General features: G+C 41.8%; 26 protein-coding genes. 3 read left to right on the forward strand and 23 right to left on the reverse strand.

Annotated features, from left to right (window positions below; all coding sequences use genetic code 11):
* Positions 1-4: 4 nt before the first annotated feature.
* From D6853_RS08330 to D6853_RS08345, 5 genes are all read right to left on the reverse strand, one after another.
* Positions 5-1498 carry an aminopeptidase gene (locus D6853_RS08330; RefSeq protein ID WP_120657552.1) on the reverse strand — a complete coding sequence of 498 codons (1494 nt, stop codon included), beginning with the start codon at positions 1496-1498 and terminating at the stop codon, positions 5-7.
* Positions 1499-1536: 38 nt separating this feature from the next.
* Positions 1537-3960: a phenylalanine--tRNA ligase subunit beta gene (pheT, locus tag D6853_RS08335; RefSeq protein ID WP_120657553.1), complete on the reverse strand. Its 2424-nt coding sequence runs from the start codon at positions 3958-3960 to the stop codon at positions 1537-1539.
* A 214-nt stretch (positions 3961-4174) separates the two neighbouring features.
* Positions 4175-5197, reverse strand: a complete 1023-nt coding sequence (gene pheS / locus D6853_RS08340) for a phenylalanine--tRNA ligase subunit alpha (RefSeq protein ID WP_330541927.1) — start codon at positions 5195-5197, stop codon at positions 4175-4177.
* 363 nt (positions 5198-5560) lie between these two features.
* Positions 5561-5683, reverse strand: a complete 123-nt coding sequence (locus tag D6853_RS15540; protein WP_256372399.1) for a hypothetical protein — start codon at positions 5681-5683, stop codon at positions 5561-5563.
* Positions 5684-5755: 72 nt separating this feature from the next.
* Positions 5756-6331 (reverse strand): hypothetical protein, encoded by a 576-nt coding sequence (locus D6853_RS08345; RefSeq protein WP_120657554.1) that lies wholly within the window; start codon positions 6329-6331, stop codon positions 5756-5758.
* 301 nt (positions 6332-6632) lie between these two features.
* Here D6853_RS08345 and D6853_RS08350 point away from each other — a divergent pair, with 301 nt between their 5' ends.
* Together D6853_RS08350 and D6853_RS08355 are read left to right on the forward strand one after the other, a co-directional pair.
* The gene (locus D6853_RS08350) at positions 6633-7682 is read left to right on the forward strand and encodes a PD-(D/E)XK nuclease family transposase (RefSeq protein ID WP_120657555.1); all 1050 of its coding nucleotides are present in this window, start codon (positions 6633-6635) and stop codon (positions 7680-7682) included.
* Positions 7683-7697: 15 nt separating this feature from the next.
* The gene (locus D6853_RS08355) at positions 7698-7982 is read left to right on the forward strand and encodes a hypothetical protein (protein WP_120657556.1); all 285 of its coding nucleotides are present in this window, start codon (positions 7698-7700) and stop codon (positions 7980-7982) included.
* A gap of 72 nt (positions 7983-8054) precedes the next feature.
* Here D6853_RS08355 and D6853_RS08360 read toward each other — a convergent pair whose 3' ends face one another.
* From D6853_RS08360 to D6853_RS08400, 9 genes are all read right to left on the reverse strand, one after another.
* Entirely contained in the window at positions 8055-8408 is a 354-nt protein-coding gene (locus tag D6853_RS08360) for a hypothetical protein (RefSeq protein ID WP_120657557.1), read from the reverse strand.
* A gap of 40 nt (positions 8409-8448) precedes the next feature.
* Positions 8449-8883 (reverse strand): hypothetical protein, encoded by a 435-nt coding sequence (locus D6853_RS08365; protein WP_120657558.1) that lies wholly within the window; start codon positions 8881-8883, stop codon positions 8449-8451.
* A gap of 329 nt (positions 8884-9212) precedes the next feature.
* A complete protein-coding gene (locus tag D6853_RS08370; protein ID WP_120657559.1) occupies positions 9213-9404 on the reverse strand; it encodes a helix-turn-helix transcriptional regulator in 192 nt (63 codons plus the stop codon).
* Positions 9394-9633 (reverse strand): hypothetical protein, encoded by a 240-nt coding sequence (locus tag D6853_RS08375; RefSeq protein ID WP_120657560.1) that lies wholly within the window; start codon positions 9631-9633, stop codon positions 9394-9396. Before D6853_RS08375 ends, D6853_RS08370 begins: the two co-directional genes overlap by 11 nt.
* 370 nt (positions 9634-10003) lie before the next feature.
* Positions 10004-11860, reverse strand: a complete 1857-nt coding sequence (locus D6853_RS08380; protein ID WP_207667213.1) for a lectin-like protein — start codon at positions 11858-11860, stop codon at positions 10004-10006.
* Positions 11861-12141: 281 nt separating this feature from the next.
* The gene (locus D6853_RS15405) at positions 12142-12843 is read right to left on the reverse strand and encodes a hypothetical protein (protein ID WP_199713015.1); all 702 of its coding nucleotides are present in this window, start codon (positions 12841-12843) and stop codon (positions 12142-12144) included.
* Positions 12844-13164: 321 nt separating this feature from the next.
* The gene (locus D6853_RS08390) at positions 13165-13407 is read right to left on the reverse strand and encodes a GIY-YIG nuclease family protein (RefSeq protein ID WP_120657562.1); all 243 of its coding nucleotides are present in this window, start codon (positions 13405-13407) and stop codon (positions 13165-13167) included.
* 26 nt (positions 13408-13433) lie between these two features.
* Positions 13434-14183, reverse strand: coding sequence for an SIMPL domain-containing protein (locus D6853_RS08395; protein WP_120657563.1), 750 nt, complete (start codon positions 14181-14183; stop codon positions 13434-13436).
* Between the two features lie 131 nt (positions 14184-14314).
* Positions 14315-14944: a manganese efflux pump MntP gene (locus tag D6853_RS08400; protein WP_120657564.1), complete on the reverse strand. Its 630-nt coding sequence runs from the start codon at positions 14942-14944 to the stop codon at positions 14315-14317.
* Positions 14945-15487: 543 nt separating this feature from the next.
* Between D6853_RS08400 and D6853_RS08405 the strand changes: the two genes are divergently transcribed.
* A complete protein-coding gene (locus tag D6853_RS08405; RefSeq protein WP_120657565.1) occupies positions 15488-16375 on the forward strand; it encodes a DegV family protein in 888 nt (295 codons plus the stop codon).
* A 275-nt stretch (positions 16376-16650) separates the two neighbouring features.
* On the opposite strand, the gene D6853_RS08410 is transcribed toward D6853_RS08405, so the two are convergent.
* From D6853_RS08410 to D6853_RS08450, 9 genes are all read right to left on the reverse strand, one after another.
* A complete protein-coding gene (locus D6853_RS08410) occupies positions 16651-16971 on the reverse strand; it encodes a type II toxin-antitoxin system Phd/YefM family antitoxin (protein WP_120685498.1) in 321 nt (106 codons plus the stop codon).
* A gap of 225 nt (positions 16972-17196) precedes the next feature.
* Positions 17197-17922, reverse strand: a complete 726-nt coding sequence (locus D6853_RS08415) for a DUF4097 family beta strand repeat-containing protein (RefSeq protein WP_120657567.1) — start codon at positions 17920-17922, stop codon at positions 17197-17199.
* A gap of 37 nt (positions 17923-17959) precedes the next feature.
* The gene (locus D6853_RS08420) at positions 17960-18742 is read right to left on the reverse strand and encodes an alpha/beta fold hydrolase (protein ID WP_120657568.1); all 783 of its coding nucleotides are present in this window, start codon (positions 18740-18742) and stop codon (positions 17960-17962) included.
* A gap of 36 nt (positions 18743-18778) precedes the next feature.
* Positions 18779-19711, reverse strand: a complete 933-nt coding sequence (locus D6853_RS08425; RefSeq protein ID WP_120657569.1) for an alpha/beta fold hydrolase — start codon at positions 19709-19711, stop codon at positions 18779-18781.
* 21 nt (positions 19712-19732) lie between these two features.
* Complete coding sequence (locus D6853_RS08430) at positions 19733-20671, reverse strand: alpha/beta fold hydrolase (protein WP_120657570.1); 939 nt, start codon at positions 20669-20671, stop codon at positions 19733-19735.
* Positions 20672-20707: 36 nt separating this feature from the next.
* Positions 20708-21658 carry an alpha/beta fold hydrolase gene (locus D6853_RS08435; RefSeq protein ID WP_120657571.1) on the reverse strand — a complete coding sequence of 317 codons (951 nt, stop codon included), beginning with the start codon at positions 21656-21658 and terminating at the stop codon, positions 20708-20710.
* A 34-nt stretch (positions 21659-21692) separates the two neighbouring features.
* Positions 21693-22772, reverse strand: a complete 1080-nt coding sequence (locus D6853_RS08440; RefSeq protein ID WP_120657572.1) for an alpha/beta hydrolase — start codon at positions 22770-22772, stop codon at positions 21693-21695.
* The gene (locus D6853_RS08445; RefSeq protein ID WP_120657573.1) at positions 22772-23512 is read right to left on the reverse strand and encodes an ABC transporter permease; all 741 of its coding nucleotides are present in this window, start codon (positions 23510-23512) and stop codon (positions 22772-22774) included. The genes D6853_RS08440 and D6853_RS08445 overlap by 1 nt, the downstream gene beginning before the upstream one ends.
* Positions 23506-24228, reverse strand: coding sequence for an ABC transporter ATP-binding protein (locus D6853_RS08450; protein WP_243108321.1), 723 nt, complete (start codon positions 24226-24228; stop codon positions 23506-23508). Before D6853_RS08450 ends, D6853_RS08445 begins: the two co-directional genes overlap by 7 nt.
* Positions 24229-24470 lie beyond the last annotated feature (242 nt).

The raw sequence follows: 24470 nt of genomic DNA on the forward strand, positions 1-24470 counted from the left end.
CATATTACTCATTTCTAAAATCAATGTTTTCAAGGAAAGCAACGTAGCCGCGAAGTGCCTCGTAGAGGTCGGCCTTACTGATAACTTCCCAAAGTGAATGCATGCTAAGAACGCAGATTCCGGAATCGATAACATTCATGCCGTATTTGGCAAGCATGTAAGCGATCGTTCCGCCGCCACCCGCATCAACCTTACCAAGCTCTGCAAACTGGAATACTACCTTTTCTTTATCAAAGACCTTTCTGAGCTCTGCGATATACTCAGCATTGGCGTCACTTGAACCGTACTTTCCTCTTGATCCGGTGTACTTATTAAACGCTACACCCTCTCCCATGTATGCTGAGTTCTTTTTCTCAAACTGCGAAGCATAGTGAGGATCGAATGCTGCCGATACATCGGATGAAAGCATGCAGGAGTTTGCAAGGCATCTCTTTAATGAAAGCTCGTTGTAGCCTTCCTTTGTGAGATTCATAACCTCGGCAACAGCCTTTTCAAAGAATCTGCTCTGCATTCCGGTTGCGCCGTAGCTTCCGATCTCTTCTTTATCAACGAGGATACAGCAAGCCGTTCTCTTAAGGTTCTTGGCTTCGAGAATGGCTCTCATTGAAGGATATGCGCATACTCTGTCGTCATGTCCGTATCCCATGATCATTGATCTGTCAAAGCCCGCATCTCTGGCTTTTCCTGCAGGAACGATCTCAAGCTCGGCTGACATAAAGTCGTCTTCTTCTATTCCGTAGAGATCGTTGAGGATTGCAAGAATACCGCGCTTTACGGCTCCGGAGAGCTTACCGGATTCTTTCTTTTCCTCTTTTTCATGATTAACGGCATACTGCTCGCCTGCTGTTAATTTAGTGCTTGCCTTCTTTTCTTTTTCCGAATCATTGTCGACAACAAAAGGTCTGTTACCGATGATAAGGTCAAGTACCTCGCCCTCTACAACTGCAGAAGCTTTCTTGTTCATCTGCTCGGCTGAAAGATGGATCAAAAGATCCGAGATAAAGAATACCGGATCGTCCTCATCCTCACCGACACTTAGCTGAACGGTCGTGCCGTCTTTTTTTACAAGTACGCCGTGGATGGCAAGGGGTGTCGCAACGTAGAGGTACTTCTTGATACCGCCGTAGTAGTGAGTATCAAGAAAAGCGTAGCCTCCGTCCTCATAAAGAGGATTAACCTTAACGTCGAGCCTTGGAGAATCGATGTGTGCTCCGAGGATGTTAAGTCCTGCCTCCATGGGGTCTGAACCCATCTGGAACATAACGATGCTCTTGTTCATCCAGACGCAATATACTTTATCACCCTTTTTTAGCTTAGTCTTTGTACCGATGAGAGTGTTGAGCTCTCTGTAGCCGGCTGCCTCTATCTCGTTAACGATAGTGTCAACGGCTTCTCTTTCTGTCTTGGAATTATTAAGGAATTCCTTGTAGTCCTCAGCAAATCTGTCGCATGCTTTAAGCTGAGTTTTGTTGTATGTTGTCCATACATTTTTTCTCATTAATCCATGCTCCTTTCCTTTTACCGGTTGAATCATAATTATGAGCGAAGTTCGATATTAAGTGACTCGAGGCCGTTCAATATCTTCTTCATTGCTGCATTTACTTCATCGTCTTCAAGAGTCTTTTCCTTGTCTCTGAATACAAGTGAATATGCCATGGACTTGAAGCCTGCCTTGATCTGCTCGCCCTCGTAGATATCAAAGAGTGAAAGATCCTCAAGCTTCTTGCCGCCGCGCTGACGGATCATCTTCTCGATCTCGCCCGCAAGAACTTCCTTGGGAACGACCATGGAGATGTCTCTTGTAACAGCAGGGAACTTGGCAATTCCTGTGTAGATCGTATCGAAGTTAGCATGCTCAACAACGTGAGGCATGTCGATAACAGCAACATAAACTCTTGTGCCGATATCATAATTATCGCACACAACGGGATGAACTTCACCTAAATATCCGATAACCTCTCCGTCGTAAACAACGTTAGCCTGTCTTCCGGGATGAAGGAAAGACTTGCCTGCATTCGGGTCGTACTCTACCTTATCGAGCATTCCCACACTGTCGAGAAGCTCCTCGATAACACCCTTCATGCTGTAGAAGTCACCGTCTCCGTAGAAACCAAGTGTGAACTGCATTCTCTCATCAGGAAGCTCTGTAAGAGGAAGTGACTTTGCCACATAGATGTTGCCCATCTCATAGAGGCGAACGTCCTTGTTTCTGCGGTTATAGTTGGTTGCAAGGCTGGTAAGCATGCCGTTGAGAGGGATAGTTCTCATTATTGAGAAATCTTCTCCCAAAGGATTGGAAATCTTGATAGCCTGTCTTTCTTTTGCATCCTCAGGTAAAAGAAGCTTATCAAATACCTTGGGACTTTCGAATGAATATGTATAGCCCTGTGAGAAACCGCAAAACTGTGCTACTTCTCTGGCTTTTTTCTCTACTCTCATCTTGAAAGAGATACCGCCTGTTGTTGCGCTGTTCTTGGGAAGAGTTGTAGGAATCTTGTCATATCCGTAGAATCTTGCAACCTCCTCGGCGATATCGCACATCTGGTTAAGATCCTGTCTGAATGAAGGGATGATAACTTCATCGGTTGCAGCATCATAGCCAACTTCTTCTTTATTAAGGATTGCGATCATGTCTTCCTTGGAGATATCTGTTCCGAGGAGCTGATTGATCTTGTCAGCTTCAAGCGCAAATCTCTTAAGAGGTGCGATAGGAAGCCCCTCTTTTACGATTCCGGGAACAACTTTACCGCAGCCAAGCTCGTTTATAAGCTGGCAAGCTCTGTTGATCGCGATCTCTGCATTAGCAGGATCAAGTCCTTTCTCAAAGAAGCCTGAAGCGTCTGTACGAAGACCTACTCTCTTGGCACTCTTTCTGATGTTGGGTCCGTTGAATGTAGCAGCCTCAAAAAGAACTGTCTTAACATCGTCAGTGATCATAGAGTTCTCACCGCCCATGATACCAGCGATTCCGACTGCTTTCTCAGCGTCGCAGATCATGAGAACGTCTTTGTCGAGCTTTCTCTCCTGTCCGTCGAGAGTTACGAAAGTATCGCCGTCAGCGGCTCTTTTTACAACGATCTTGTTACCTGCGATAGTGCTAAGATCGTAAGCGTGCATGGGCTGACCAAGCTCCATCATAACGTAGTTGGTGATATCAACGAGGTTATTGATGGGACGAATGCCTACGCTTGAAAGTCTTCTCTGCATCCACTTAGGTGAAGGCTCGATCTTTATGTCTGTTACGACTCTTGCGCAGTAGTTTGTGCAAAGATCTGTATCCTTGATCTCTACGCTGATCATATCGGAAGTCTTGCCCTCGCCGTCTTCTTTAACTTCGATGGCAGGTGCGTTGAAAGGAAGCTTAAATGTAGCAGCAGCCTCTCTTGCAATTCCAAGAATGCTGTAGCAGTCAACTCTGTTTGAAGTAACTTCGAATTCAAAAACAGTGTCATGAAGGCCGAGTACGTCAACTGCGTCGGCTCCTACTTCCGTGTCCTCGGGGAAGATGTAAAGACCGTCCTCTGGAGCTTCGGGATAGAAATCCTTGGTTGAACCGAGCTCTTCGATTGAGCACATCATACCTGCACTGGGAACTCCTCTTAGCTTTCCTGCCTTAATCTTGATGCCTTCAGCGGGATTGGGGCTTCCGTCGTGACCGCCGGCAACACGTCCGCCGTCAATAACAACGGGAACCTTGTCGCCTTCCTTCATATTCTTGGCACCTGTGACGATCTGGATCATCTCAGTTCCGATGTCTACCTGACAGATAACGAGCTTATCTGCGTCGGGGTGCTGCTCAATTGTCTTGATCTGACCAACCACGATCTTCTCGAGGTTCTTATCAAGTGGTGTGTATGTTTCTGTCTTGGTTCCGGAAAGTGTCATCGCATCGAAGAATTCCTGATCGGTGCATGAAAGATCCGGTACATATGCTTTAATCCATGATTTAGATGAGTTCATTGTTATTCTCCTGTTCTGTGAGTGAAATCTAATCGTATATAACACTACTGTGATATACGGATTGCTCCGCTTCGCTCTCGCAATCCTACAGAAATTCGGAAATCGATATGCTCATTTCATTCGCATATCTTTTTTCCTCATTTCTGTTCGGTCTTCATATACATGCAATGCATTGTGCAAGCACAGCATTGCATGTGCATGAATCCCTATATCACTAAAACTGCTGTAAAAATCTTATGTCGTTCTCGTAGAGAAGTCTCATGTCGTCGATCTCGTATTTAAGAAGCGCGATTCTCTCAAGTCCTACACCAAACGCAAATCCAACGTACTCGTTAGGATCGATTCCGCTCATCTCAAGAACGTGAGGATGTACCATACCGCAACCGAGGATCTCGATCCAGCCCTCACCCTTACAGAAACGACATCCCTTACCGCCGCACTTAAAGCAGCTTACGTCCATCTCAGCTGAAGGCTCTGTGAACGGGAAGTGATGGGGTCTGAACTTAGTCTTGGTATCGGGTCCGAAGAGCTGCTTAGCGAACTCTGCGAGTGTTCCCTTAAGATCAGCAAAAGTAATGTTCTTATCTATAACAAGTCCTTCTACCTGGTGGAAAGAAGGTGAATGTGTCGCATCAACTTCATCGGCACGGAAAACTCTTCCGGGAGCGATCATCTTGATCGGGATTCTGCCCTTCTCCATCTCATGAACCTGTGTTGAAGATGTCTGAGTTCTGAGAAGAAGATCTCCGTTGATATAGAAAGTATCCTGCTCATCTTTGGCGGGGTGATCCGCAGGTATATTGAGCGCTTCGAAGTTGTAATAGTCTTTCTCAACTTCAGGTCCTTCAACAACCTCATAGCCCATGCCTGTGAAGATTCTTTCTACCTCTTCAAGAGCGATGGTGTTGGGATGATGATGACCAACTTTATTCTTCTTGGCAGGAAGAGTTACGTCGATGACCTCAGCCTTGAGCTTGGCATCACGTGCTGCAGCTTCCATCTTGTTCTTGGTCTCTTCAAGTACCTTCTCGATAGCTTCTCTTGTCTCATTTACAAGCTGGCCAACCTTCGGTCTGTCCTCGGGAGCAACGTCCTTCATGCTCTTAAGGATGCTTGTGAGCTCACCTTTTTTTCCAAGAATGTTGACTCTGATCTCATTAAGTTTCTCAAGGCCGTCAGATTCTTTGATCTGTTTAAGGGCCTCCTCTCTAATTTTGTCGAGCTGTTCACTAATCATAATCTTCCTCCATAATGTGATGTCTTTAAAACTGTGCTCTGCACTTGGGATATGTACTAAACTCGACAATACCTCGTCAAGTACATCCCCATGGCTCGCACTAGGCTCGAAACCACCTCGCCAAGTGCTCTGCTCTTGGGATATGTACTAAACTCGACAATACCTCGTCAAGTACATCCCCATGGCTCGCACTAGGCTCGAAACCACCTCGCCAAGTGCTCTGCTCAAAAAAAAATCCCTTGTGCCAAATAGCACAAGGGACGAATTATCGCGGTACCACCCAAGTTCCCGGCATATACAATGCTCGGACACTCATTATATCTGTAACGTAGACATACGTCTCACCCTACTAACGAAATCAATTCAGGCAAGCTGCTCCGGTGCGAATGTTCCGTATATGCTCTCATTAGGAAGCTTCCAGCCGATGACTTCCATTCTCTGTAATGCAAATCCGCATAACATCTTGGGCGAGGCCCACACCTTCATAGCATTTGTTATTTTCTATTTCAACAACTAATTTTATTGGGCAAAAAAACTTTTGTCAAGCCTTATGATGTATCACGCTTCCACTGAGAATGTAGGCATATTATCATATACCTCCGTAAGCGGACTCCAATTCTTTAAGTCAAACTCATCGTCTTCATCATCTTCCGCAGCAGAAAAGACTTCTCCACCCTTCTTTTTCTTCTTATCATCCTCGTCTATGGTATTCGGTAGCTCGTCATATGCTCCCGACTTATGAAACTCAGTCGCCACCCTATTTACCGCGGCAAATATGTATTCCCTGTCGGGATCGTTTTTCGATATGCCATTTAAAGCAGAAGTTATAATACGATCTGCTTCTTCCTTACTCTTTGCATGCTTTAGCTGCTCTTCTACAGCTTCTGCCATTCTTTGAACCCTCAGAGCATGTGCATACATGATTGGATTGTATCTTCTTAAATATTCCATCTCCTCCTGAGAAAGCTTTTTCCCTGATTGAAGCTTGGCGTTTATACGGGCTTCCATCTTGGCTCGGTCCGCTTCCGACATTTTTCCCGTGTCATTTCCTCTTTCCATGATATACCGCGCCAATTCAATTTCTGTAGTGATCTTTTGTGTCTCTTCTTTCTTGAGGTTCAGGCTAATATTCATATAACTCCTCCATATAATAATATTTCGATGCTTATTGTCAAAAGAAAAAGCGCGTTTTTCAATGAACTTCAATCCATTGAGAAACACGCTTCCATCGCTGTTTATTATATCGTCAGATTATATGGTTTTATTAACTATTGCCAGAATATATCCGCGCCATTTCTTAAGAAAACTTAAGAATTATCTACAGCAAATCTTAAGTTTTGTCTGATATCATTGAATATGTCGACGGTCTTTCAACGGCCATTCTCAAGTCGACGCATGGCGGATTCGCCAAATTCTTTTTTTTCGGAGGTGCTGTATGAACAGCCAAAATAATCTTTCTAAATTATTTCCAATGATCAAGACAAGGGCGCAGGTTCTTGAAGAGATTCATTCAAAAGATAATCTTCGCGGAAAATTTGAAACCTGGACTGAAGATCAAAAAGAGAACTTTCTATCAATATGCACCGGTGCCAAAGGCGTAAAGATGCTCTATGACTGCTATTTCAAAGAGATACTCAACCCGGAGTACACACCTGAACGCTTATCGGCATTATTAAGCATCATTATCGGCAAAAAAGTCACTGTAAAATACCAACTGCCAAATGACAACACGCGTATCGGAGATGAACTGTCTCTCGTAATTACCGATATAGTTGTCGAACTCGAAGACGGAACTCTTGCCAACATTGAAGTACAAAAACTCGGTTATGCTTTTACAGGAGAAAGAGCTTCCTGCTATTCAGCAGACTTACTACTGCGCCAATATAAAAGAGTAAGAGATTCTCTTAAAACCAATTTCTCATACAAGAACATAGCACCTGTATATACCATTGTATTCCTTGAAAGCAGTCCAAGGTCATTTAAGGATTACAAGGATACCTTCATCCATAAATTCTCAGCGGTATCTAACAGTGGTCTTGAACTAAATATGCTCCAGAACTATGTATTCATCCCTGTTGATATTTTCCTTGAAAAACTCCATAATAGTGGTATACAAAGCGAATTAGATGCATGGCTTACATTTATTGGATGCGATGAACCGGAATTCATTATCAAACTGGTCGAAAAATATCCTCTATTTAAACCAATGTATCAAGATTTACATAACATGTGTCTAAACACAGAAAGGATGATGGATATGTTCTCTGAAGAGCTTAAGATACTTGATCGTAACACAGTTAAATATATGATTGATGAGCTTCAGGAAGAACTTGATGATACCAAGACTCAACTTACTGATGCGAAAACACAGCTTACTGAATTAAATGCGGAAAAAACCGCTTTTATGCAACTCATAAACCAGCTCGATGATCCAAATGTAGATAAAGAAGCCATCCTTTCAAAGCTTCGTGAACTAAAAAAGTAAAGCGAGGTCGGAACATTGATCTTTGAACTTAATTATGACAATCAAGCAAAAGAAATCTTAGAAGGCCAGCGCCGTTACAGAGAGCAGATGAACTCTCAATATACTGCAGGATACACCGATGCTGAAGAGAAATACGAGCCCGAGCTTGCAAAAAACAAAGCTGAAATTTCCGAACTACGTGATGAAAACACCGAATTAAATGCGGAAAAAGCCGCTTTTATGCAACTCATAAACCAGCTCGATGAGCCGGATGCTGATAAAGAGGCTATCCTTTCAAAGCTTCGTGAACTAAAAAAGTAAAGCGAGGTGGACCACCAACAAATAAATTAATAACACAATGCCGGATCACATGATCCGGCTTTTTTCAATCATTCAATGATTATCGCGCCAATAGTCCTCTGCTGCATCATGGGCTTCCTCTTCATCTTCGTAGTCATCTTCATAATCATAGAACTCTTCGTACTTGTCATCGGCAAATTCCTCTGCTGACTTATAATCATGTACATCGTAGGGATCGCTATTCTTCTTTGATGACTCTGTTTTTTTCTTATTAGAGGTTTTCTTACTGCTTTTAGCCTTTTTCTTAGTATTCTTTTTGCTCTTACTGGAGGAGTAACTACTTGTTGTCTTATTCTTCCCTGCTGCCTCAACAGATACCGAAGCCACTCCTAAAAGTGTGATTATCATCATTAATGCGACCAATAGTTTTAATAATGTTTTCTTCATAATCAATTACCTCCGTTTCCGGAATCACATAGGATTCTTTTCACCCTGCTTCTTCCAAAATCTCTCTGCAATCCAGCATGATCTGTCTGTTTCCGCAGAGGATGAGAACATCATTCCAACAGCTTTCAATTTCGTCGGGAAGCTCCTCTAAGTCTTCGAATCTCCTGGTAACAGCGAAGTCTTCGTAGCCTGTCATGTCATTGAAACCGTTGATTTCTTGATCTTCCAGATCGAAGATATCCTGCCATTCTTCAGAGTTTTCTCCGCAAAAGACTATGTTCTTGCAACCTCTTGTAAGTATGAAATCCGCTATGTTTCTGATGAAAGTATTCTCTGCCATGTCGTCTGTGATCAGGATAACCGTGTAACCTGACATATCGCCATAATTTTTATTAATGTAAAAAGACCTTTTGCCAAGAATCTCATATGTAACGTTATAGCGCAGACAGTTGTCTGTATACAGCATCTGAGTCATAAGTACCTCCTTTGTAATCACCGTTTATCTATTCCTATGATTACATGGTATACCAAATGCTGTACTATAAATCTCCCAGCAATATCTTGTGGTAATGAATTCACTGCTTTTCTGAGACTGACTTCTGGAGAGCCATATACTGTAGCAGAGCTACTAGGCGGAGCATAACTCCGTCTAGTTATCATCCATAAATTTGATAGTAATTAACGCTTAACAAAAACCACTATATACTAATTATATAGCCAATAAAAGGTGCAAACACCAGGATGTGTTCACATATATCGTGATTATTATAAAAGATTCCAATTACATAAACTCAAACTCTCTTACTACCTCAATTGAAAAATCTCATTAACACTCATATTAAAGTGGTTAGATATTTTTATAGCCAACTCTAGCGTTGGATCATATTTATTGTTTTCTATTGCGATAATAGTCTGCCTCGTGACTCCAAGTATGCCTGCCAAGTCTTCTTGTCTCAAGTTCATACTCTTTCGAAGCTCTTTGATATTATTCTTCATCGCTATCCCCCGAGCTTAAAAGTCGCTTGTTTTCAATCATCTTTGTTCCCCAAAATACCAGCCCCGAGAATACGAAGATAAGCCATGCCCATGGCAATTCCCCTGTTTGTAATACGCATATAAGACAGTAAATAGCGAGTGTAAACTCCATAAAGACAAAAGCATTTCGGGCAGCTTTATAGTTTACTGCCAATTCCATCTCATCAGCTTTACGAAAAATTCTCTTCATAGATGCACCTCCTTAATGTAAAAACCTTTTTACATTATTATCATATAAGTTATCCAATTAAATGTAAAGAACTTTTTACATTATTACATCAAAAGTCTTTGCCCACAAAAAAGGAAGCCTATAAATATAGACTTCCTGCACTAACTATAAAAGCTGTGAATAGTAACTCTTGTGGTCAAGGCAAAAAACGCAGCCTATAAGCCACTATATCTTGATTAAAGGCACGCAACTTTTCCGCTTTGAAGCATAGCATGTATACCTCGAACTCAGCTGATTTTCTAAATATCTATGCAGTTCTTTCTTGTCCCTAGATAAAACCAGTATTTATCGTATAAGCTCAAAGCCGTGACAATTTGTCGCGGCTTCGTATTTACTGCTCATATTCACATATATATCCCATACACCCTTTATATTCCGGGAAATCGAAGATTACATCGTTTGGGATGTCATTGATATAGAACTTGTCATCGGATTTTTGGTAAAAGTACTCGGCGTATTCCTCTTTTATCTCCATTCCGTCTGCGAGCTTGCTCCTATAGCTTGGTTCTTTGGCGAGCCAGTGCTTCCTATAGCCGCTGCCCGTGCATTTATTCTGAGTCTGTGTAAGGCCGGGTTCTGTCCAGTGCCACGATCGATCGCCAAGCCTGTTTGCACCTATATAGAAGTAATAATCCTGTTTGCCTTCGGATCTGATAAGAGCATCAACAACGTCAAACTCTTCATCGCAGGTCATGGAGGCGAGATAGCCGCCTTTTTCTTTGCATTTCTTTTCAGCTTCTTTCCAAGTACAATCCTCTATAATGAGTTCATACCTATGATCTGCCGAAGCCATCTTTCCTGTTTTGAGGTATGACATCAGGTCATCTATAAGTAGATAACTCTCAGGCTCTTTTGCCTTATCCTCATCATAGACTTCACGCAGCCTTGAAAGGTAGGTCTGCTCATCAGTCTCTTTTCCATCTATCATATAATTAAGCGTGCGAAATCTGCCCGTTTCTTCGTCATAGGCATCTTCCTGCGACTCATCAATTCCGAAATAATCTCCTTCAAAGGTCGGTATCCACTTCCCATTTTGCAAGCGATAAACATGATCATAATAGAATCCCATGTGTCCACCGTCATTGCACAAAAGACCACTCTTTTCAATATATGAAAAACTCAATCTCGCTGTCTGTAATACATTTACCTGCCCGTCATAATACGTAAGTATTTGGGAGCCTCCGGCCTCAATTCCGGAATAGCATACAAGTTCAGGAACATCATCCTCGTCAACATAAATAAGCGCATAAGAATAATCATCAAACTTATAGTTCTTAGTCTCATCTAAATAAGCAATATATCCTTCCTGCCAGGAAGAATAGCCTTTTCCAAATGCCGTCCCCGCATCGTCTACATAACAGTCTTCCGGATTTTTAGGGCTATATTCCGAAAACGGAGTCAGATCGGGCTGTATTCTGGCTGCATATAATTCATCCTTTGCGGCATTCGCTTCCTTTTCGGATAGTTCGTTTTCATTACTGTATAAGCTATTTCTTTTCCATAATATTTCGTCATTATCGCCTTTATATGACCAGATTCTATCAATACAGTTTATGCCCGATCCACCGTTCGAGAACTCAAACATATAGTAATCGTTGTCCCATTTGTCTTCAGTATCATGAGACTCGGAGCATAACTTGTTATCCTTGCAAAGGTAATAATAATACCACTCAGAGCTTGTAAACATGGGGTATGGCACGTTGTTGTGAATGGTGCTGATAAGGTAGATCATCTTATCGAGTTTCTCATCATCCGAGAGATTTCCGATGAGCAGCTCGCATGTGCCATCATTGTCTAAATCCATAAAGCAAAAGCCGGTGTAATCAAGTGAGCCTTCTTTGTCATAGCCGTCTTTGGAATAAGCGTATGTAGCCATGGTATTAAACGGTTTTTCTATCCAAAAGTCGTCATAGGTCTGCTTGCTCTTTAAGCCATAGTAATAAGCGTCCAGTACCTCAGCATATTCTTCAAGGTATTTGTCGGTATCTACCGGTTGCGTGGTTTCCTCATTGGTTTCCTCTTTGGTATCTTCTTGCTGCTGTGATTGAGTTTGCTGCGTATTCCGGTCCTGTTCTGTGGTTTGGGATTGGGTCGCTTCGGGGGGTGTATAGCTTTTCCCGCATCCAACGGCCGTAATCAGTGCAAATACGGATATTAGTGCAAGCATTCTTTTGAGTTTTCTGTTCATCTGCATGCCTTTCTGCTTTTCACGCATTATCCCTATAATATGATTATCTTACAATGCGCTCTTTTAAGCTAATTAAAATACAATAAAATATCTATAATATACACAAAAAAGGGCGACGCTATGTTGCGTCGCCAATACAAAGACAAAAAATAACTTATCATAAATAAGCATCAAAAAAACCGCTGAAACACTTCTGGCAAAGAAGGAAGTTCTGCTCTCGCATTCGCTCGCCAGAACTAAGTAGTACCGCACGACTCAAAAGAACTGAGTCTGCTGATTACTTACCTTTCCACGTTCTTCATTCCTTCGGTGAGCCACTCGGGGATTACCCAGTCAACGACTTCGCCGTTTCGTACGGAGCAAAGGCCGTAGAAGTGAGTGCCGGTGTAGGAGTAGACCATTAAGTCCTCGCCGGTTTTATGAATGTCGGCCTTTCCTTCCTGTGTGATCACAACGTCCACATCAGGGAAAGAATTGATGGGAGCGCAGGGCTCTGCCTGGAAATCCATATCGCCGCAATCCCATGAGTAGATATTGCAGGTATATTTCTTGGTGTTACCTTCTTCGGTGATGAGTGAATCAAATAAGACTTTATCGCCGTCACGCTGCTCATAGAGCTTACCGACTTCAAGGTTTGCTCCGCCGCCGCTTATTACAAGGTCAGCAAATGCCCCGCCTTCAAGGGGTGTTTCAGGATCGCACTCTGTTAAATTTACCTCGGAAGTATCCCAAGTACATGTAATTGTCGCAAGAGGCTTTGCTACGCTGTCTTCATCATCGGAAGCTGCCTCTGTTGTCTCTTCTTTTGTTGCACTGTCAGTGCTCTCGATAGCAGTTTCGGAAGTCTCTGCCTCTGCAGAAACGGCTGCGGTGCTCTCTTCATCCTGTACTGCGGGCGTCTCGGCTGATGTATCCGAACACCCCATAGCTGTCATGGCAAGCACTGTCATGGCTAATATAAAAGGTATAATTTTCGCTTTCATTTTTAATATTTCCCCTTTTCTTTTTTTCATTTAGCGTTTCAAATGTTACAAATAGCATTTTACAACATTTGACAATTTTTTGCAAATTCCGCGGCGTTTCCGCGTATTATTACAATAAAAGAATAATTTTTGAGATTTTTTCAAAATAATATTTGACAAATATGTTAATAAGTGTATAATAATAATTGAAAAGCTTACATCATAGCTTTTTCCCATATATAGCCATGTGGAGCGATCCGCATGGCTCCCCCCTCATAAAAATAAGTTCACGTACCAACAAAACGGTGTGGATACAGATTGTATCCACACCGTTTTACCGTATTAGCCTTTATTTATAAGTTTAAGCTTAGCTTCTCGTCTTAGCTGTTTGATGTGCCATTCCCTGCTCATGGCCTCTTCCTTGGTGTCGAACTCTTCATGATAGACGAGCTTAACGGGAAGTCTTGTTTTGGTATATTTGGCGCCCTTGCCCGCGTTGTGATCCGCGATCCTCTTTTCGAGGTCATTGGTCCATCCGCAGTATAAGGAGCCGTCGGCACATTCAACTATATATGTATAATTCATACTCTTTTTTCTATATAAAAAATCAATTATTTAAGATCGTAGTCAAGATGAACGGTGATGGTAGCTGTCTTATGTCTTGAAGCCGTATCGAACGCGCCGTCATAAGAATATGTGCTTGTTCCGGAATTCTGAGCTGTGATCTGGAATACACCAAGATTGGAGTTCTTGAGCTTACCGATCTTGGCGCCTGAATTCCTTGCCATGATATCTACACGCTCTTTGGCGTTCTGTGTTGCCTTTTCTATAAGATCGAGTTTTAATGCATCGAGGTCAGAATAGTAATACTCGGGTGTGTCCGAAGTAAACTCAACGCCCTTTTCAAGAAGGCTTGAGATGTCTCTTGAGATCTTCTCGACGTTGTCCATGTTTGTAGAAGTTACAACAACGCTCTGTGTAAGCTCGTACCCTTCGGGCTCGGATCCGATGTACTTGCCCTCGTCATCGTAGATTTCTCTGTATGTTCTTCTGATATCTACAGAATTAAATACGATCTCTTCCTCGGAAACGCCGTTTCCTACAAGATAGTTCTTTACCTCTGTAGCATTGCTCTTAAGTGTTGCATATGCATCTTTTGACGAATAATCAGTTGCAGAAAAAGATCCTCTCCAGATAATAAGATCCGCGTCAAAATCAACGCTCGCGCTGCCCGTAGCACTGATGATGTGCTGGCTTCCGGATCTGAAATTTGAAAGGCCGCATGCAAGAGCCACGCAGCTTATAACCACGCAAACTCCGATGATAAGCGCACTCACCCAACTGTTTTTCTTTTGTTCCATCCTCTTTTCCTCCCGATCATAAGAATATTTTTAAGATACTCCGCCAAAAGAGATTTCATCGGCGGGTAATTTATATGATATCATAATCGCGAGTCATATTGGGAATGAAAACATCGGTTATTTTATATTTTTTAACTAAAGAATATCTCTATCCCAATCGCTATCAACACGATTCCACCAAGTATCTTTGCCTTTCCGGCGAGCTTAGTCCCGAACTTGATTCCAAGCTTAAGACCGATATAGCAGACAACGTGTGTCACCATGCCTATAATAAGTGCGCATATGAGAACTTGGGGGACTTTGTAGGATGATATCGTAAAACCTACTGAGAGTGCGTCGATAGATGTAGCTATTCCTTGAAATATAAGGACTTTGTTGGATAGATTGGATGCTCCGGATTCCCTATGATTGGGGCAATCGGTGTTGGTGCATTCATCGCAGGATAGATTTTCAGAACATTTCTTTTCGCGTATGCCCTCTAAGAGGAGCTTGCCGCCTATTATCAATAGGAGTATCAGCGCAATCCACGGTATAAAGGGTCTGAACCCGTTGAACATTTCCTCTGCGTAATGAACGAAGAACCAGCCTATTACAGGCATCATGAACTGAAATGCCGCGTATACAAAAGCGATCTCGTGTCTTCTCCTTCTCTTAATGTGCGGATGTGTGAATCCGTTGGCCAAGGAGACAGAAAAAGCGTCCATCGCAAGACCAAAGCCCAGCATGGCGCTGTTAAAAAGAAATATTATGTTGGTTGCCATTATTACATCTCCTAATCCTTGAAGTCTAGTAATGTAAATCAAGTATAGTTTTTAAATTATAGCACAAAAAAAGGAGCAATGCGCGCTCAAATGCTCCGTGAAGCAAAAAATATAAAAAAAGACGGGCATCCATTTTCTAAATGAACACCCGGCCTTAATTAAGTATTTCCAATGGCTTGTCCTCTCTTTTCTGTTTTATATATATAAATCACATCCTTAAGCGACACCTTGACATCCCTCGGCTCCTGTGAAGCATCGCCACGCTTGCTGTAGATGTCAGTCGCTCCGATAACCGCTGCTCACTTCCGGTGAAGCTTAAGCCACCTTGGTTGCTTTGGTTTTATCTCCTATGTGATTGTAAATATAATATACCATTATTGAGAACATTTGTCAAACATCTTTTTTCTTGTGCTGCTATATTCAGACAATTCAGACAATTCCAGTGTTTACCTGAGAACAATTCTCACACAATTTACATTTGATAGAAAAGTGATAATAATGTATGATAAAAAAAGTATAAAAAACGTCTGAAAAGGGGACATTATGAGCGATTTTATTTTAAGTGCCTGCTCTACCGCAGACCTTTCACTTGAACATTTTGAAAGAAGAGATATCAAATATATCTGCTTCCATTTTGAAATTGACGGAACCGAATATCCGGACGATCTTGGAAAATCCATTTCACTGGACAAGTTCTATAATATGATGGCTGACGGAGCAATGACCAGAACATCACAGGTCAGCGTCGGCGAATACGAGGAATATTTTGAAAAGTTCCTTTCACAGGGCAAGGATGTGCTTCACTTAACACTGAGCTCAGGAATATCAGGAACTTATAACTCAGCAATGATCGCTAAGCAGCAGCTTGAGGAGAAATATCCCGACAGAAAGCTCTATGTAGTTGATTCACTTGCAGCTTCCGCAGGCTTTGGTCTTCTTATGGACAAGCTTGCTGATCTTCGTGACAGCGGCAAGAGCATTGATGAAGTATACAATTGGGCTGAAGAGAACAAGCTCACATGCAATCACTGGTTCTTTGTTTCAAACCTCAAATACCTTGTAAGAAACGGACGTGTATCCAAAGCTGCAGGTGCTATCGGAAATGTTCTCAGCATCTGTCCTTTACTAAATGTAGATAACGTTGGAAAGCTTATTGTAAGATCTAAGGTAAGAGGTAAGAACGCCGTGATGAAGGCTCAGGTCCAGAAGATGGTCGAGCTTGCCAATAACGGTGCAGATTACGCTGAGGAGTGCTACATCTCCAACTCACACTGCTATGAGGACGCAAGAGCTGTTGCAGATATGATCGAAGAGAAATTCCCCAAGCTTAAGGGCAAGGTCAAGATCTACGACATCGGAACAACGATCGGAAGCCACACAGGCCCCGGTACAGTAGCCCTCTTCTTCTGGGGACAGAAAAGAGTTGATTAACTCAATATGATAAAAGCAAAGAGAGACTTGCGATCGCAGGTCTCTCTTTGCATTCACTCCGGCCGAGCCGGTTGTGATTCTGAGGTGGCATAATGTATAAGACAGTAAATCCTATTCAGCAATGGAATGACGACAAGTTATATATTTTCAACCAACCTACATCTACAATACAAAAAAATCAGCACCTCCGGTTAAGTCGGTGGTACTGATTTTTTAATTCTTTTTTCTGCTTCTTTAGGTCTTTCTTGGCTGCAGAAGTATATTCAATCTTCCATTTAGCCAATTTCCACATCCTCCATCTCATCAAGATCAGCTTGAGATATTCCCAATTCTTCCATTACTTCATTCTGAGAAAAACGTGCACCATTATCATTCGTCTCGCGTTGTATAGCCATTTCCATAAGTTCTGCATTTTCAAGCAATTCCATGATCTCTTTATATTCATCAGGAGAAATAATGACAGCTTCTGGCTCGTTATTCTTAATCACAACCTTGGGCGAACCTTTTTTAACCTCACTGAATATCCTGCCAGCTTGGCCTCTATTAAACATTGTTATCGGAATTATATTATCAAGGGTATAAGCCATATTATGCATACTTTCATCCTCTCTTTCTAATTTTAAGGTATCATTAATCAATAAATATGTCAATAAATAGGTTAATATATTTATCATCGATTTTATTGATATGCTAGCGGTACTGCTCGAAAAAAGTCTCTCTTACCTCTATTTTTAACAATAAAAGCTTACGTATCACTAATTTGGATACGTAAGCTTTTTTCATTATTTGAAGTATAATTAATCACTCATGTGGCTCAACACTCAATCGCCGATTTCCTTACCGTTTATGTAGAGGTTTCCGTTTAAAGTATTGACTGAAACCTTGTTTAAATCGATTGGTCCTTCTGTATTTAATTCTATGTCTCCGTTAATAACATCAACCTTGACTTGATCAAGTTTACCTGAAAGCGTGACATCATCATTTTCAAGTTTAATATCAACATTGGCAAACTCTCCGGAAACATAAAAATCTCCGTCTTGGCAATCAGCGATCAGATTTTGAAATTTGCATCCCTTAATATCAACATCACCGGTACTCTGCTTGAAGGTAACATCCTCAGCGTCAATATTTTCAAGATAAGCATCACAGTTGTTTGAAACGGACTCAATTTTCTTGATGACTGTCCCCTCCGGAATGGTTACCTTGGTCAGATATTCATCCTCTGAGTGCCTTACGCTAACATAATTACTCACGGGAATCTTCTGTATTACACTGAGAACGCCGTTCTCATAAGTCACTTTGGGAAGATCCTCCTTAAGATACAAGGAAGAAACTGTAAGTTCAGGTCCGTAGGCAAAAGAGATATCGCCGTGGTCCATATCGATCTTGACCTCTTTAACTTCCACATTACCAAAGTTTACTTCGTCTTTTATCATTTTCGAAGAATTAATATACTTGACCCCTTCAAAACTCTTATAGTTGTATACAAGTCCAACTATAATGCAAACTGCTGTTACCGCGAACAAAATTAAAGAATACTTTTTCATAACCGTTCAAACCTCTCAATTTATCCCATATTTCTTCTCAGCAAAGAGTCTTAAGAAACTCTTTGATACCACTTACTATTGTGTCCTGTTCATATCTATATACATAATGGCTGCTCTCAAGCTCTACCAGCTTTCCGTTTACAGATGCATCCACAAGCTCCTGGTGTGCGGCCATCCAGTCTGTGCCCGGAAATTCTCTGTTTGATATTTCATTTGTCTGTTTGGAAACAAACTGAAGGGTAGGTGTTGTAGGAAGTGGCATGGTTAAAATCTCATCAATGCTCTCTACTGTGTTGCTATTCTCACTGATAAAATTCTTGTTCATTCCCTCCTTTTGTTCGAGGGCATATCTGATCTTATCATCCTCGGTTTCGAATTCAGGTGTACCCACTAAAACTCTCATGATTCCAAGCTTACATAAAATGTTGAATCCCGAATAAACCAATTTTTCTTTTTTCTCCGAAGCCACGTAAGCTTCTCTTTCGCCGGGAACTTCATCGCTATAGCCATATCCGAATTTCTCAATGATAACTACCTTATTCTCGCCTGATAACTCCTTAGTCATAGGAAGGAAGTCCTGGTAAGGGCTGGTAGTTCCCCAGCCTGAAAGAAATACGATGGTATGATCGCCCTGACCTTCCGAATATACGTGCATATTGTGGCCGTCTACTTCAACCATCTGTCCGGGAACATTTTCCAATAATGGTTTCTCCTGACTTAGCTTGATTCTGTGGTAAACAAACGCGCCTGATACAAATAAGATGATGCAAGCAAGCAATACCAAAAATATGTTCCTTACCACTCTTAAAAGCTTTCTCATAATACTTTTTTGCTCCTCGTTCAATTATTATCACCATCAAAGAGAATTAAGAAATTCTCTGATAATCTCTACTACTTCTTCCTGATCTTCCAAGTAAACATAATGTCCGCAGTTTAGCTTGATAAGCTTGCCCCTTTCCGATGCATCGACAAATACCTGATGTCCGGGTTCCCAATCAGGATAACCGTCACTTGTATCCTTTGATATCACCTGAACTGTAGGTACTGTCGGAAGCGGCTTACTTACTATCTCATCCAGAGCTTCCACAAGATGATCGGATTCACTTGTCTTGTTTTTATTGGCCTCATTCCTATAACCAATGATGTACTTTATCTTTTCAAGTTCGTTCTCAGGGTTCCTGTAAAAAAGCCTGAGAAGTCCGGAATCTCTCATAAACCTGACCATAGGGATCTGGCTCATGTCAGCTAAGCCTTCTGTTAAATACACTTCTCTCATCGAGGGGACCGCAATATCCAGTCCTACGATCCCTTCAACTTCAGAAGGATATTTCTGAGCCCAGAGGGCTACTTCAACTCCGGAGATTGAATGAGGAACAAATATGAAGGGGCCCTCAATGCCTGCTTTCTCAAGTCCTTCTCTGTCCTCCTCAAGGATCTTATCAAAGGTTCTTTCTCCTTCTACGGTATCGCTGAAACCGTATCCGAATCTCTCGAGAATAACGACTCTTGCGTCCTTGCTTAATTCCTCGGCCATAGGAAGGAAATTAGCGTAAGGGCTGGAATCTCCCCACGCGGACAAAAGAACTATGGTGTGATCGCCGCTACCTGTGCTGTAGATATGCATTTTGTGACCGTCTACTTCAACCATCTGTCCCGGGGTGTTTTCCCAGTATTTATCCTCCTGCTTTAGCATGATCCTGTGGTATACAAAAATGCCGGATACGAATAAGATGATGCACGCAAGCAAAACCAAAAACATATTTCTGAGTACCTTTAAAAATTTCCTCATAATACTTTTTTACTCCTATTTTTATTTGAGATTCTTAAGATACTCTCCAATCTCCTGTACTATTCTTTCCTGTTCAAATCTATAAACGTAATGCTGGCAATCAAGTTCTACCATCTTTCCGTTTGAGGAAGCATCCACGATCTCCTGATGTGAAGCCTTCCAAGCCTGAACTTCTTCTTCACTACGTCTCTGCATAGCAACAAACTGCAAGGTGGGTGTTGTCGGAAGCGGCTTACTGTTTATAATATCGCATGATTCATCTATAGCCTTAATTTCATTGATAACTGTTTTGTTAGCCATATTCTTACACTGAATTGCATGCACCATCCTGCTCTCTACAGTGTCATCTTCCGGTGATGATAATAATCTGTATAAACCTGTTGCCCTGATTGCTGCTATAAACTTCAATACAGGTGTTCCCATCTCTTTATCTCCCTTTATAGAAGTATCTGACATATCCATTCCTATGAGAGCTTCTACTTCTTCAGGATAATTCTGAGCCCATATAAGGGATTCAAGACCTGCGATAGAATGAGGGCAAAGCACGTAAGGGCCTTCTATTCCAAGCTGTTTGAGCGCTTCTCTGTCATCTTCAACGACCTTATCAAAAGTTCTTTTGCCACCGACAACATCACTTAAGCCGTAGCCAAATCTCTCGATGATGACCACTCTGTTATCCTTGGCCAGATCCTTGCACAGTGGAAGGAAATTTACATAGGGGCTGGGACTTGTTACTGACCAGCCTGACATCAAAACGATCGTATGCTCTCCTTCACCTTCTGTGTATACGTGCATCTTGTGACCATTTACTTCAACCATCTGCCCGGGAACATTTTCCAATAATGGTTTCTCCTGACTTATCTTGATTCTGTTGTAAACAAACGCGCCTGATACAAATAAGATGATGCAAGCAAGAAATACCAAAAAAATATTTCTTACTCCTTTTAAAAATATCCTCATAATACTTTTTTGCTCCTCGTTCAATTATTATCACCATCAAAGAGAATCAAGAAACTCTTTGATATCTCTTACTATTCTGTCCTGTTCGTACCAATAAACATAATGGCCGCAGTCGAGCTTTATAAGCTTGCCGTTTTCCGAAGCATCAACCAAATCCTGATGACCGGATTCCCATATAGGATCACTGTCCTGCATAGCTATATATTGAATTGTTGGCACAGTAGGAAGCGGCATGCTTACAATCTCATCCAAAGCTTCTACCAGATGCTCATACTCACTTATCTTGTTTTTGTTGTTTCCGTGTCGGCAAGCTATGGCAAGTTCCATCTTATCTGCTTCACCTGCCGGTTTTCCGTACTTAGCCATAATATTTCCGTACACGAACCTAAGAAGCCCGGTCTCTTGAAATATTTTTTCCAAGAAATCCTCACTCACTTTCTGGGTAGCATATTCATCTCTATAGGCAGGAACGGAAATATCCATTCCCACAATTCCTTCTACTTCGGAAGGGTACTTCTGAGCCCAGAGAATTGATTCAGGTCCTGCAATTGAATGTGGAGCCAGAACATAAGGTCCTTCAATACCTGCTTTTACAAGTCCTTCTCTGTCCTCTTCGAGGATCTTATCAAAGGTTCTCTCTCCGTCTACAACATCACTGAGGCCATATCCGAATCTCTCAAGGATAACGACTCTTGCGTCAGCGCTGAGTTCCCTGCAAAGAGGAAGGAAATTGTTATAGGGGCTTACATCCCCCCAAGCAGACAGAAATACAATCGTGTGATCTCCTTCGCCCTCACTGTAAATATGCATCCTGTGCCCGTCAACCTCTACCATCTGCCCCGGAGTATCGATCCAGAAGCTTTCTTCTTTTTTGCACTGAATCTTGTTATATATAATCGACACACATGTTAGAACAATGGCGAATGACAATACTATCAAAAAGATCTTGCTTATTACCTTAAAAACTGTTTTAATACCTTTTTTCATAATTACTCCTCAATTTAAAAACCAAACCACTCTATTACTTACTACTCTCCATCGCAGCAATCTCATGAACTATATCCGAAAATTCGCCCGATCTTACCTCCATAAGTCCATGGGCCATATCCTTCATCAAAAACATTTTCTTTCTCGGAGCTTTTATACTGTCAAAATAATCCTGAGCAAGCTCAAAGTTTGCCTGATAGTCCTTATCACCGTTTATGTTGTAATAAGGAACTTTGTACTCAGTTTCATCCAGTATGGAAAGGCCTTTGAATTCATCCGTTGCATCCCAGTCATAATAAGTTTCTGCAACACCTTGGGTTGTGGCAAACTTAAGACACTTTATCTCATCCCAAAGGTTATAATAGGGATTAAAGAAAAGAGCTGCCATCATACTATAATCACTCTTTTCAGAATCCATGCCATATCCGTATTTATTCATCATTTCCGTTCTTACTTTGATATATTCAACACTCATATTCGGAATTTCTCCCGATGCACACTTTTCAATGAGCTGTTCATCTTCTTCATTTCCCTTTGCCCACTCTTTGGCTGCTTCCCAGAATCTTATCTCATTCTCGATCAGATCAACCGTCATTCCTGTTCCGATATAACAGTCATAGTATTCGGGATGCGCAAGCACAAGCTTTGCTCCGAAAATAGATCCCCATGAATGTCCTATGATCGAGATCTTGTCTTTTCCAAGAGAATTTCTCAAAAACTCAGTCATCTCAAGTCCGTCTTCCATCATAGTGTCAAGATTTATAGGCGTAGTGTCTTTTGTATTTTTTAACCAGCTCTTTCCGGCAGCTCTCTGATCCCAGGTAACAACCGTATATACATCCGACCACTTTCTTGTAAATTCATAGTCTACATAGCTTGTCGCAGAACCGGGCCCGCCGTGAAGATATAAAAGAACGGGGTTGTTCTTATCTTTTCCGTAGATATTGATCCACTGTTTGGTTCCGTTTATGTCAACACAAAGGCTCTTATTTATTCCGCCTTTTGGAGTTCTTGAATTGATTACTTTTCCGACTATTCTTACATCTAAGGCTATGTTGATCAGCCCCAAGATCACGCAAAGAGCTATTATGATAATCTTTTTAAATGTTTTCATTAGAATGTATCCCTCTTTTCAAATACTGTCATTCCAAGGACTGCGTAAACCACTGTTCCGACGATTGCTACTACAAGAACCGCAAAGTGATCAAAAGGAATTGTCACACTTATCTCCTGCGCTCTTGAAACGATGAGATTGCCCGAAAGAATCTGAGCTTCCATCGCGGGTGCAAGTGCCGGGATCATCTGAGCAATCTTTACTTCCGCAAGGCTAAGGAGTGTTCCGTGAAGGTTTCCTGCAGCAATTATCGTAAGGATAATAGGCATTACGTTTCCTCTTGCGACCTCATATATAGCAAGGAATGCTGTTCCGAAGGCCGTTCCGATGAGTGTTTCGAATAATAAGAAGCCTGCAAATGACGCAAGATTACCGATGGCTGCTCCTCTTCCCATCATTCCGATATATGTGGCTGCAGTTCCTGCGATCAAAAGGATCACATTGTAAAGAAAGATCACGGGAATCTTTGATACAAAGATAAGTCTCTTTCTGCCCTTGGATGATCCGAGGTTCTTAAGGAAACCGCTCTTTCTCTCTTCATCGCTGTAAACGGTGGCGAAGATTCCGACAAGCATAAGAACAAGTCCTGAACCGAGAAATTCTCCCGCCATTTCAACTACGCTTCCTTCTCCTCCTACCATGGTAATAAGGAAAAAGAGAATGAACTCAATGATCGTTGTTGTATATAAAGCCTTTGTTCTAAAAAGCCTTGAGATATTCATCTTTATCAGGTTTAACATACTTTCTTTCCTCCTCTTACTACATCGAGATAGAACTCTTCGAGCGCGCCCGAATCGCCGTTGTACTTCTCCATAAGCTCATCGGAAGTAACTTCCATCACGAGTTCGCCGTTTGAGATAATGCCGAATACGTTGGCAACCTTCTGAAGCTCGCTCAGGATGTGGCTTGAGATCATGATGGTCATGTTTCTCTCCGCCCTTAATTTGTGAATAAGCTCTCTTACTTCGATGATTCCCTGCGGATCAAGGCCATTGGTGGGTTCGTCGAGAATAAGGATCTCGGGATCGCCGATAAGTGCAAGCGCGATGCCGAGTCTTTGCTTCATACCAAGTGAAAACTTACCGGCCTTCTTCTTGGGTACATTTGAAAGTCCGACGAATTCAAGGATGTCCAGTAGCTCATCTTTGTTGTAAACGCCCTGCGCCTTTGCCTTTAACATCATGTTCTCAAAAGCTGTCAGGTGTCCGTAGATCCCGGGGCTCTCGATAAGATTGCCGATAACGCCTTCGCCCTTCTTCTCACTGTTTAATACGATCTCGCCGCTTGTGGGACCTGCAAAACCGATGATCATCTTCATGAGCGTTGTCTTTCCGGCGCCGTTGGGACCGATGAGTCCGTAAATGTCGCCTTTGTATATATGAACGTTCATGTTCTTAACTGCTTCAAAAGAACCATATCTTTTATTAAGATTCTTTGTTTCCAGATAACAATTCATTTCATTCATCTCCTCTAATATCTTCAGTTATTCTGTTTACGATAACGGTCAGACGCCATGACCACTTTACAACGTCTGATATACTACGTTGCATTTACTATGTGTGCCGTAGTACATCTAACGAAGTAAATATTACTCCATCAGATGAAGTATGTCAACCCTATTTTCCAAATTTTTTTCAAAAAGAAAAAGACCCTGCAAATCTGCATGTTTGCAAGGTCTTCATCATCTATTTCGTTATT

It is taken from the genome of Butyrivibrio sp. X503, from assembly GCF_003625475.1.
GTDB lineage: Bacteria > Bacillota > Clostridia > Lachnospirales > Lachnospiraceae > Butyrivibrio.

What these genes read in the sequence shown, in the direction of transcription:
- D6853_RS15405 (WP_199713015.1), bottom strand. Translation starts at nt 12,843, where the DNA reads ATGAAAGCGAAAATTATACCTTTTATATTAGCCATGACAGTGCTTGCC.
- D6853_RS08365 (WP_120657558.1), bottom strand. Translation starts at nt 8,883, where the DNA reads ATGACTCAGATGCTGTATACAGACAACTGTCTGCGCTATAACGTTACA.
- D6853_RS08425 (WP_120657569.1), bottom strand. Translation starts at nt 19,711, where the DNA reads ATGAGGAAATTTTTAAAGGTACTCAGAAATATGTTTTTGGTTTTGCTT.
- pheS (WP_330541927.1), bottom strand. Translation starts at nt 5,197, where the DNA reads ATGATTAGTGAACAGCTCGACAAAATTAGAGAGGAGGCCCTTAAACAG.
- D6853_RS08410 (WP_120685498.1), bottom strand. Translation starts at nt 16,971, where the DNA reads ATGCATAATATGGCTTATACCCTTGATAATATAATTCCGATAACAATG.
- D6853_RS08350 (WP_120657555.1), top strand. Translation starts at nt 6,633, where the DNA reads ATGAACAGCCAAAATAATCTTTCTAAATTATTTCCAATGATCAAGACA.
- D6853_RS08450 (WP_243108321.1), bottom strand. Translation starts at nt 24,228, where the DNA reads ATGAATTGTTATCTGGAAACAAAGAATCTTAATAAAAGATATGGTTCT.
- D6853_RS08395 (WP_120657563.1), bottom strand. Translation starts at nt 14,183, where the DNA reads ATGGAACAAAAGAAAAACAGTTGGGTGAGTGCGCTTATCATCGGAGTT.
- D6853_RS15540 (WP_256372399.1), bottom strand. Translation starts at nt 5,683, where the DNA reads ATGAAGGTGTGGGCCTCGCCCAAGATGTTATGCGGATTTGCATTACAG.
- D6853_RS08435 (WP_120657571.1), bottom strand. Translation starts at nt 21,658, where the DNA reads ATGAAAAAAGGTATTAAAACAGTTTTTAAGGTAATAAGCAAGATCTTT.
- D6853_RS08345 (WP_120657554.1), bottom strand. Translation starts at nt 6,331, where the DNA reads ATGAATATTAGCCTGAACCTCAAGAAAGAAGAGACACAAAAGATCACT.
- pheT (WP_120657553.1), bottom strand. Translation starts at nt 3,960, where the DNA reads ATGAACTCATCTAAATCATGGATTAAAGCATATGTACCGGATCTTTCA.
- D6853_RS08430 (WP_120657570.1), bottom strand. Translation starts at nt 20,671, where the DNA reads ATGAGGATATTTTTAAAAGGAGTAAGAAATATTTTTTTGGTATTTCTT.
- D6853_RS08420 (WP_120657568.1), bottom strand. Translation starts at nt 18,742, where the DNA reads ATGAGAAAGCTTTTAAGAGTGGTAAGGAACATATTTTTGGTATTGCTT.
- D6853_RS08360 (WP_120657557.1), bottom strand. Translation starts at nt 8,408, where the DNA reads ATGAAGAAAACATTATTAAAACTATTGGTCGCATTAATGATGATAATC.
- D6853_RS08330 (WP_120657552.1), bottom strand. Translation starts at nt 1,498, where the DNA reads ATGAGAAAAAATGTATGGACAACATACAACAAAACTCAGCTTAAAGCA.
- D6853_RS08445 (WP_120657573.1), bottom strand. Translation starts at nt 23,512, where the DNA reads ATGTTAAACCTGATAAAGATGAATATCTCAAGGCTTTTTAGAACAAAG.
- D6853_RS08375 (WP_120657560.1), bottom strand. Translation starts at nt 9,633, where the DNA reads ATGAAGAGAATTTTTCGTAAAGCTGATGAGATGGAATTGGCAGTAAAC.
- D6853_RS08380 (WP_207667213.1), bottom strand. Translation starts at nt 11,860, where the DNA reads ATGAACAGAAAACTCAAAAGAATGCTTGCACTAATATCCGTATTTGCA.
- D6853_RS08400 (WP_120657564.1), bottom strand. Translation starts at nt 14,944, where the DNA reads ATGGCAACCAACATAATATTTCTTTTTAACAGCGCCATGCTGGGCTTT.
- D6853_RS08370 (WP_120657559.1), bottom strand. Translation starts at nt 9,404, where the DNA reads ATGAAGAATAATATCAAAGAGCTTCGAAAGAGTATGAACTTGAGACAA.
- D6853_RS08415 (WP_120657567.1), bottom strand. Translation starts at nt 17,922, where the DNA reads ATGAAAAAGTATTCTTTAATTTTGTTCGCGGTAACAGCAGTTTGCATT.
- D6853_RS08440 (WP_120657572.1), bottom strand. Translation starts at nt 22,772, where the DNA reads ATGAAAACATTTAAAAAGATTATCATAATAGCTCTTTGCGTGATCTTG.
- D6853_RS08390 (WP_120657562.1), bottom strand. Translation starts at nt 13,407, where the DNA reads ATGAATTATACATATATAGTTGAATGTGCCGACGGCTCCTTATACTGC.
- D6853_RS08405 (WP_120657565.1), top strand. Translation starts at nt 15,488, where the DNA reads ATGAGCGATTTTATTTTAAGTGCCTGCTCTACCGCAGACCTTTCACTT.